Here is an 8,404-nt window from a genome sequence, read left to right as displayed (position 1 = left end):
TGCCGGGCAGGCGGAAGTGCGGGCGGGTGACCAGGCCGGCGCGGGCGCGGCGGACGAAGACCAGGTGGCAGACCATGATGATCACCCAGGTGCTGATGATGCCGAGGGAGGCGACGTTCAGCACGATCTCGAAGGCCTTGCTCGGCATCAGGTAGTTCAGGCCCACGCCGAGCACGCAGATGCCGCAGGTCAGCAGGATGCCGCCGTAGGGGACCTGGCTGCGGCTCATCACGCGGGTGAACTTGGGCGCGGAGCCCGCCATCGCCATGGAGCGCAGGATGCGGCCGGTGGAGTAGAGGCCGGAGTTCAGGGAGGACATCGCGGCGGTGAGGACGACGAGGTTCATCACGTCGCCGGCCGCGGGGACGCCGACCTTCGACAGGACGGTGACGAAGGGGCTCTCGTCGCCGGAGTAGAGCGAGCCGGGCAGCAGCAGGGCCAGCAGGACGACCGAGCCGACGTAGAAGAGAGCGACGCGCCACATGATCGAGTTCACCGCGCGCGGGACGACCTTCTCCGGCTCGGCGGTCTCGCCGGCGGCGACGCCGACCAGTTCCAGGGCCGCGTACGCGAAGATCACGCCCTGCATGACGAGGACCACGGGCATCACGCCGTGCGGGAGGATGCCGCCATGGTCGGTGATCATGCTGACGCCGGGGGTGTAGCCGCCCACGTCGTGCTGCGTGGCCAGCAGGAAGATGCCGATCAGCATGAAGCCGACCAGGGTGGCGACCTTGACGATCGCGAACCAGAACTCCATCTCGCCGAAGATCTTCACCGAGATGAGGTTCACCGCCAGGACCACCGCGAGGGCGGCCAGGGCGAGCACCCATTGCGGGATGCTCGTGAACAGGCTCCAGTAGTGCGTGTACAGCGCGATCGCGGTGATGTCGGCGATGCCGGTGGTCGACCAGTTCAGGAAGTACATCCAGCCGGCGACGTAGGCGCCCTTCTCGCCGAGGAACTCGCGCGCGTACGACACGAACGACCCGGACGAGGGCCGGTAGAGCACCAGCTCGCCGAGCGCCCGGACCACGAAGAAGGCGAAGACGCCGCAGACGAGGTAGGCGACGGCGAGCGCCGGGCCCGCGTCGCGCAGCCGTCCGCCGGCGCCGAGGAAGAGGCCGGTGCCGATCGCGCCGCCGATGGCGATCATGTTGACGTGGCGGGCCTTGAGGTCCTTGCTGTAGCCGGCGTCGCCCGCGTCCGCGGGTGTCCCGGCCGCCTGGGGATGGGTGGCGGCCTGTGCCGTGCCGACGGCGTCCTTGCTCACGGGTGGTTCCACTCTCTGGTGCGCCCGGGCGGGATACGCCCAGGTCGTCCGTACAGTGACGAGGCCCGCACCACCCTTCGCGGCACAGACCAAGGCAGCACCTTCCCACGACGCTGCGTTCGCATGCGGTGGCTCATGTCACACAGCGTGACTTCTCACAGGACCCGTCGGACGCCTTCACCTGGGGCACATGAGGTGTCACAGCGTTGGTGAGACAGCGATACTGCTGCACATGACGACGAGCGACACCGGGGAGCCGACCCTCACGATCGACGAGCTGGCCGCGCGGACCGGCGTCACGGTGCGCACGGTCCGTTTCTACGGCACGAAGGGCCTGCTGCCGCCGCCGGTGATCGGCCCGCGGCGGGTCGGGCATTACGGCAGGGAGCACCTGGCCCGGCTGGCGCTGATCGAGGAGCTCCAGCACCAGGGCATGACGCTGGCCGCGATCGAGCGGTATCTGAAGCAGCTGCCGCCGGGCCTCACCGCCCACGACCTCGCGCTGCACCGCGCGGTGGTGGCGTCCTGGGCTCCGGAGACGGTGGAGCGGGTCACGCGCGAGGAGCTGGGCCGGCGGGCCGGGCGGCCGCTGTCCGACGAGGAGGTGGACCGGCTGGCGGAGATGGACATCGTCGTACGGGACGGCAAGAAGGACGGCGAGGCGGACGGGCGGGACGCCTACCGCGTCGACGCGGGGCTGCTCCGGCTCGGCGTCGAGCTGCTGGACGTCCCTCTGTCCTCCGAGACGGTCCTCGCCGCGCGCACCGCTCTGCTGGAGCACTCCCGGGCTGCCGCGCGCGATCTGTCGCGGCTGCTGCGGGACGCGGTCGCCGAGCGCGACGCGCGGGACGTGCGGTCCCTGTCCGCCCATATGCACCCGATCGTGGTGCAGGCGCTGCTGACCACCTTCCAGCGGTCGCTGCGGGACGAGCTGCGGGAGTGGCTGGACGCCGACGGCGAGCGCTGAGAGGGTTCCCCAGTCGCTCGCCGTCGGTGGTGGTGTGCGTGGCTGCCGTCAGCGGCCGTCGGTGAATACCTCGCCCTTCTCCGCCTTCTCCACGAGCAGCGCGGGCGGCGTGAACCGGTCGCCGTAGCGCTCGGCCAGCTCGCGGGCGCGGGCGACGAAGCCGGGCAGGCCGCCCTCGTAGCCGTTGATGTACTGGAGGATGCCGCCGGTCCAGCCGGGGAAGCCGATGCCGAAGATCGAGCCGATGTTGGCGTCGGCGACGGAGGTCAGCACGCCCTCCTCCAGGAGGCGGACGGTGTCCAGCGCCTCGGAGAACAGCATCCGCTCCTGCATGTCGCGGAACGGGATCTCGTACCCGGGCTTGGTGAAGTGCTCGCGCAGGCCCGGCCACAGCCCGGCGCGCTTGCCGTCCTCGCCGTACTCGTAGAACCCGGCGCCGCCACTGCGGCCGGGGCGCTCGAACTCGTCGACCATGCGGTCGATGACTCCCTCGGCGGGGTGCGCGGTCCACGTGCCGCCGGACTCCTCCACGGCCCGCCTGGTCTCGTTGCGGATCTTCCGCGGGAGGGTGAGGGTCAGCTCGTCCATCAGGGAGAGCACCTTGGCCGGGTAGCCGGCCTGGGCGGCGGCCTGCTCGACGGAGGCGGGCTCGACGCCCTCGCCGACCATCGCCACGCCCTCGTTGATGAAGTGGCCGATGACCCGGGAGGTGAAGAAGCCGCGCGAGTCGTTGACGACGATCGGCGTCTTCTTGATCTGCCGGACCAGGTCGAAGGCGCGCGCCAGCGCCTCGTCGCCCGTCCGCTCGCCCTTGATGATCTCGACCAGCGGCATCTTGTCGACCGGCGAGAAGAAGTGCAGGCCGATGAAGTCGTCCTGCCGCTCGACGCCCTCGGCCAGCGCCGTGATGGGGAGCGTGGAGGTGTTGGAGCACAGCAGCGCGTCGGGGGCGACGACGTTCTCGATCTCCTGGAACACCTTGTGCTTGAGCGAGGTGTCCTCGAACACCGCCTCGATCACCGCGTCGCAGCCCGCGAGGTCGGCGGCCTCGGCGGTCGGCGTGATCCGGGCGAGCAGCGCGTCGGCCTTCTCCTGCGTCGTACGGCCCCTGGCGACGGCCTTCGCGCACAGCTTCTCGGAGTACGCCTTGCCCTTGAGCGCCGACTCCAGCGAGACGTCCTTGAGGACGACGTCGATGCCGGCGCGGGCGCACGAGTAGGCGATGCCGGCGCCCATCATGCCGGCGCCGAGGACGGCGACCTTGGTGACCTTGCGCGGCTCGATGCCCTTGGGGCGGTTGGCGCCGGAGTTGACGGCCTGGAGGTCGAAGAAGAACGCCTGGATCATGTTCTTCGCGGTCTGTCCCGCGGCCAGCTCGACGAAGTAGCGGGCCTCGATGACCTGCGCGGTCTCGAAGTCGACCTGGGATCCCTCGACGGCGGCGGCCATGATGTTGCGCGGCGCCGGGTAGGGGGCGCCGTTCGTCTGCTTGCGCAGGTTGGCCGGGAAGGCGGGCAGGTTGGCGGCGAACTTCGGGTGGGCGGGCGTGCCGCCGGGGATGCGGTAGCCCGGCTTGTCCCAGGGCTGGGCGGACTCCGGGTTGGCGTCGATGAAGGCGCGGGCCTTGGCGAGCATGTCCTCGCGGGACTCGGCGACCTCGTCGACCAGGCCGTTCTCCTGCGCGCGGCGCGGGGTGTACTGGGTGCCCTGGAGGAGGACCTTGAGCAGCGCGTCGGTGATGCCGAGCATCCGCACGGTGCGGACGACGCCGCCGCCTCCGGGGAGCAGGCCGAGGGTGACCTCGGGGCAGCCGATCTTGGAGCCGGGCGCGTCGAGGGCGACGCGGTGGTGGCAGGCGAGGGCGATCTCGTAGCCGCCGCCGAGGGCCGCGCCGTTCAGCGCGGCGACGACGGGCTTGCCGAGGGTCTCGATGCGGCGCAGGTCGCGCTTGATCGCCATGCCGCCGTCGAAGAGGTCCTGCGCGGTCTCCGGGGTGACGCGGATCAGGTCGCGCAGGTCGCCGCCGGCGAAGAAGGTCTTCTTGGCGGAGGTGACGATGACGCCGCGGATCGTGTCCTTCTCGGCCTCCAGGCGGTCGGTGACGGCCGCGAGGGACGCCCGGAACGCCTGGTTCATGGTGTTGGCGGACTGGTCGGGGTCGTCGATGACGAGCGTGACGATCCCGGTGTCGTCCTGCTCCCAGCGGATGGTGGTGGACTCGGTGGTCATGAGGGTGTGCTCCTGGTGATCCGTCGTATCCGTCGGGAGGGGGTCAGATGCGCTCGACGATGGTGGCGATGCCCATGCCGCCGCCCACGCAGAGGGTGGCGAGGCCGTACCGCTTGTCCTGGCGCTCCAGCTCGTCCACGAGCGTGCCGAGGATGATGGCGCCGGTGGCGCCGAGCGGGTGGCCGAGCGCGATCGCGCCGCCGTTGACGTTGACCTTGTCCAGGGACAGTCCCATGTCCTTGACGAAGCGCAGCACGACCGCCGCGAACGCCTCGTTGATCTCGACGAGGTCGATGTCGTCGATGGTGAGCCCGGCCTTGGCGAGGGCCTTGCGGGTGGCGGGGGCGGGGCCGGTCAGCATGATGGTGGGCTCGGAACCGGACACGGCGGCGGAGACGATCCGCGCGCGCGGCGTGAGCCCGTGGCGGTCGCCGACCTCCTTGGAGCCGATGGCGACCAGGGAGGCGCCGTCCACGATGCCGGAGGAGTTGCCCGCGTGGTGGACGTGGTCGATCTTCTCCACCCAGTGGTACTTCTGGAGCGCCACCGCGTCGAAGCCGCCGAGTTCGCCGATGTCGGCGAAGGACGGCTTGAGCTTGCCGAGGGAGTCGGCGGTGGTGCCGGGCCGCAGGTGCTCGTCGTGGTCGAGGACGGTGAGGCCGGCGCGGTCCTTCACCGGCACGACGGACCGCTCGAAGCGGCCCTCCTTCCACGCCGTGGCCGCCCGCTCCTGGGAGAGGGCCGCGTACTCGTCGACGTCGCGGCGCGAGAAGCCCTCGATGGTGGCGATCAGGTCGGCGCCGATGCCCTGCGGCACGAAGTTGGTGGCGAGGTTGGTCATCGGGTCGTTGAACCAGGCGCCGCCGTCCGAGGCCATCGGCACCCGGGACATGGACTCGACACCGCCGGCCAGGACCAGGTCCTCCCAGCCGGAACGGACCTTCATGGCCGCCATGTTGACGGCCTCCAGACCCGAGGCGCAGAAGCGGTTCTCCTGTACGCCGGCCACCGTGTCGGGGAGTCCGGCGGCGATGGCGGCGACGCGGGCGATGTCGGAGCCCTGGTCGCCGACCGGGCCGACGACGCCGAGGACGATGTCGTCGACGGCGGCCGGGTCGAGGCCGGGGAACCGGGCGCGGATCTCGTGGATGAGGCCGACGACCAGGTCGACGGGCTTCGTGCCGTGCAGGGCGCCGTTCGCCTTGCCGCGTCCGCGCGGGGTGCGGATCGCGTCGTACACGTACGCTTCGGTGGTCACTGGCAGGCCTTTCACTGAGGGTTCTTCGCGGGGCTGTGCTGCTGAGGGTTCTTCGCGGGGCTGTCGGGCTGAGGGGCGCCGGGCAGGTCCCAGTCGCGGGCGACGGACTCCGCGTCGGCGCCGGGGAGGGCGGGGCCGGTGCGGACGGCGGTGGGGGTCGCCGAGAAGCGGGGCGCGGGAGCCGGCTGGGTGATGCCGCCTTGGTCGGTGAAGGTGCCGCGCGCGGCGAGGTGGGGGTGGTGCGGGGCCTCGCGCAGCGAGAGTACGGGGGCCACGCAGGCGTCGGAGTCCGTGAACAGGGCCGTCCACTCGTCCCGGGTACGGGCCTTGAAGCGGGCGGCGATCGCCTCGCGCAGCTCGCCCCAGCGGGCCATGTCCTCGCGGGGCGGCACCTCGCCCGGGACGCCGAGCCGCGCCATGAACTCGGCGTAGAACCGCGGCTCCAGGGCGCCGACCGCCATGTACTGGCCGTCGGCGGTCTCGTAGGTGCCGTAGAAGGGGGCGCCGCCGTCGAAGAGGTTGCTGCCGCGCCGGTCCTGCCAGGCGCCGGCGGCGAGCATGCCGTGGATCATCGCCGAGAGGTGGGCGGCGCCGTCCACGATGGCGGCGTCGACGACCTGGCCGGTGCCGGTCGCGCGGGCGTGGTGCAGGGCGGCGAGGACGCCGACGACCAGGTAGAGGGAGCCGCCCGCGTAGTCGCCGAGCAGATTGGCCGGGACGGCCGGCGGTCCGTCGGGGGCGCCGATCATGCCGAGGGTGCCGGTGAGCGCGATGTACCCGACGTCGTGGCCGGCGCGCTGGGCGAGGGGGCCGTCCTGGCCCCAGCCGGTCATGCGGCCGTAGACGAGGCGCGGGTTGCGGGCGTGGCAGGGCTCGGGGCCGATGCCGAGCCGCTCGGCGACGCCGGGGCGGTAGCCCTCGATCAGGACGTCGGCGCGTTCGGCGAGGTCGAGGACGCGGGCCGGGCCGTCGGGCGCCTTGAGGTCGACGATCACGGAGCGCTTGTTGCGGTTGGTGACGTCGAGGGCGGGGTCGATCGTGAGGCCGGGGCCGCCGGGCCGGTCGACGCGGACGACGTCGGCGCCGAGGTCGGCGAGGAGCATGGCGGCGAAGGGCCCGGGGCCGATCCCGGACAGCTCGACCACACGCACGCCGCTGAGCGGGCCGTCACCCGGCGTCTTCGCCTTCGTCATCGAGCCCCCAAGCTCTGTGACACAACTGATGTAACACCAGTGATGCTAAGAACGTGTTCCACTCGGCACAAGACCTGGCGAGCAAGCGCTTAGCCAATTATGGGGCAGGCTCCTCGCGGGGCCCGGCTCTCCTCACGCTAGCCTCAGCCACCGGCGACGGCGCGTGCTGTGGGCCCAGGGGTTGCCGGCGAGGCCGCCGAGGGGCGCCGACGGGACGCCGAACGGTGGCGAAGGAGTGTCATGAGCAGGCTGAACAGGACGGACCGGCCGTACGACATCGTGCTCTTCGGGGCGACGGGTTTCGTCGGCGAGCTCACCGCGGAGTACCTCGCCGCGCACGCGCCCGAGGGGCTGCGCTGGGCGATCGCCGGACGCGACGAGATGAAACTGCGGCGGCTCGCCGGGCGGCTGTCCGGCGACGGGGTCGGCGTGCTGCGGGCGGACGTGTCCGACCCGGCCTCCCTCCGGGCGCTCGCCGAGCAGGCGCGCGTGGTCGCCTCGACGGTCGGCCCGTACGTCCGGTACGGCGAGGGACTGGTCGCCGCCTGCGCGGACACCGGCGCGGACTACCTGGACCTGACGGGCGAGCCCGAGTTCGTGGACCTCATGTACGTGCGGCACGACGCACGCGCGCGGGAGACCGGCGCGCGGCTGGTGCACGCGTGCGGGTTCGACTCCGTACCGCACGACCTGGGCGTGTACTTCACGGTGCGGCAGCTGCCGGAGGGCGTGCCGCTGACCGTGGACGGCTTCGTGACCGCCGGCGCCGCCTTCTCCGGCGGCACGTTCGCCTCCGCGCTGGGCCAGTTCGCGCGGGGCCGGCAGATGCAGGCCGCGGCGCGGGAACGGCGCCGGCACGAGCCGCGGCTGGTGGGCCGCCGGGCGGTGACACCGACGGGCGCGCCGCGGTACGCCGGGGAGGTGGGGGCGTGGGCGCTGCCGCTGCCGACCGTCGATCCGCAGATCGTGCGGCGTTCCGCCAAGGCGCTCGACCGGTACGGTCCCGACTTCCGCTACCGGCACTACGCGGCCGTCCGGCATCTGCCCGTCGCGGTGGGCGGGGTGGCGGCGCTGGGCGCGCTGGTGGCCGCGGCGCAGGTCCCGCCGGTGCGGCGCCGTCTGTCCGGCCTGCTCAAGCCGGGTGACGGACCGAGCCCGCAGAAGCGGGCCGAGAGCTGGTTCCGGGTCCGCTTCGTGGGCGAGGGCGGTGGCCGCCGGGTGTTCACCGAGGTCGCGGGCGGTGACCCGGGATACGACGAGACGGCGAAGATGTTCGCCGAGGCGGCGCTGTCGCTCGCGCTCGACGACCTGCCGGAGACCGCCGGTCAGGTCACGACGGCGGTGGCGATGGGCGACGCGCTCACGGAGCGCCTGCGGAGGGCGGGCATCACCTTCCGGGTGGCGGCGACGCGCTGACCCGGGGCGGCGAGCGGCGGACTCGGCGCCGGCCCCGAGGCGGTCCGGGCCCGCGGTCTCGGACCCGC

The 8,404-nt window shown here is 72.3% G+C and carries 6 protein-coding genes; 2 read left to right on the top strand and 4 right to left on the bottom strand.

Translation table 11 applies throughout. The features are described 5' to 3' along the window. On the bottom strand, positions 1-1,273 hold a 1,273-nt coding region (locus tag GTW67_RS22010; RefSeq protein ID WP_161166529.1), incomplete at its 3' end, for an amino acid permease. Between the two features lie 232 nt (positions 1,274-1,505). Here GTW67_RS22010 and GTW67_RS22005 point away from each other — a divergent pair. After that, positions 1,506-2,240, top strand: a complete 735-nt coding sequence (locus GTW67_RS22005; RefSeq protein ID WP_202437542.1) for a MerR family transcriptional regulator — start codon at positions 1,506-1,508, stop codon at positions 2,238-2,240. 48 nt (positions 2,241-2,288) lie between these two features. Here the strand turns inward: GTW67_RS22005 and GTW67_RS22000 are convergent, their stop codons facing one another. The 3 genes from GTW67_RS22000 to GTW67_RS21990 are packed head-to-tail and all read right to left on the bottom strand — an operon-like array spanning position 2,289 to position 6,920. After that, a complete protein-coding gene (locus GTW67_RS22000) occupies positions 2,289-4,469 on the bottom strand; it encodes a 3-hydroxyacyl-CoA dehydrogenase NAD-binding domain-containing protein (RefSeq protein ID WP_161166527.1) in 2,181 nt (726 codons plus the stop codon). Between the two features lie 43 nt (positions 4,470-4,512). Continuing rightward, positions 4,513-5,727 (bottom strand): acetyl-CoA C-acetyltransferase, encoded by a 1,215-nt coding sequence (locus GTW67_RS21995; RefSeq protein ID WP_161166526.1) that lies wholly within the window; start codon positions 5,725-5,727, stop codon positions 4,513-4,515. 11 nt (positions 5,728-5,738) lie between these two features. Then, the gene (locus GTW67_RS21990; protein WP_161166525.1) at positions 5,739-6,920 is read right to left on the bottom strand and encodes a CaiB/BaiF CoA transferase family protein; all 1,182 of its coding nucleotides are present in this window, start codon (positions 6,918-6,920) and stop codon (positions 5,739-5,741) included. A gap of 240 nt (positions 6,921-7,160) precedes the next feature. On the opposite strand from GTW67_RS21990, the gene GTW67_RS21985 reads away from it, so the two are divergent. Further along, entirely contained in the window at positions 7,161-8,336 is a 1,176-nt protein-coding gene (locus GTW67_RS21985; protein ID WP_161166524.1) for a saccharopine dehydrogenase family protein, read from the top strand. Positions 8,337-8,404: the final 68 nt, after the last annotated feature.

Source organism: Streptomyces sp. SID5910, assembly GCF_009862125.1.
GTDB lineage: Bacteria > Actinomycetota > Actinomycetes > Streptomycetales > Streptomycetaceae > Streptomyces.
This window is presented reverse-complemented; position numbering and strand designations above follow the sequence as displayed.

Coding starts and splice junctions, on each gene's coding strand:
- GTW67_RS22005 (WP_202437542.1), top strand. CDS start 1,506: ATGACGACGAGCGACACCGGGGAGCCGACCCTCACGATCGACGAGCTG.
- GTW67_RS22000 (WP_161166527.1), bottom strand. CDS start 4,469: ATGACCACCGAGTCCACCACCATCCGCTGGGAGCAGGACGACACCGGG.
- GTW67_RS21990 (WP_161166525.1), bottom strand. CDS start 6,920: ATGACGAAGGCGAAGACGCCGGGTGACGGCCCGCTCAGCGGCGTGCGT.
- GTW67_RS21985 (WP_161166524.1), top strand. CDS start 7,161: ATGAGCAGGCTGAACAGGACGGACCGGCCGTACGACATCGTGCTCTTC.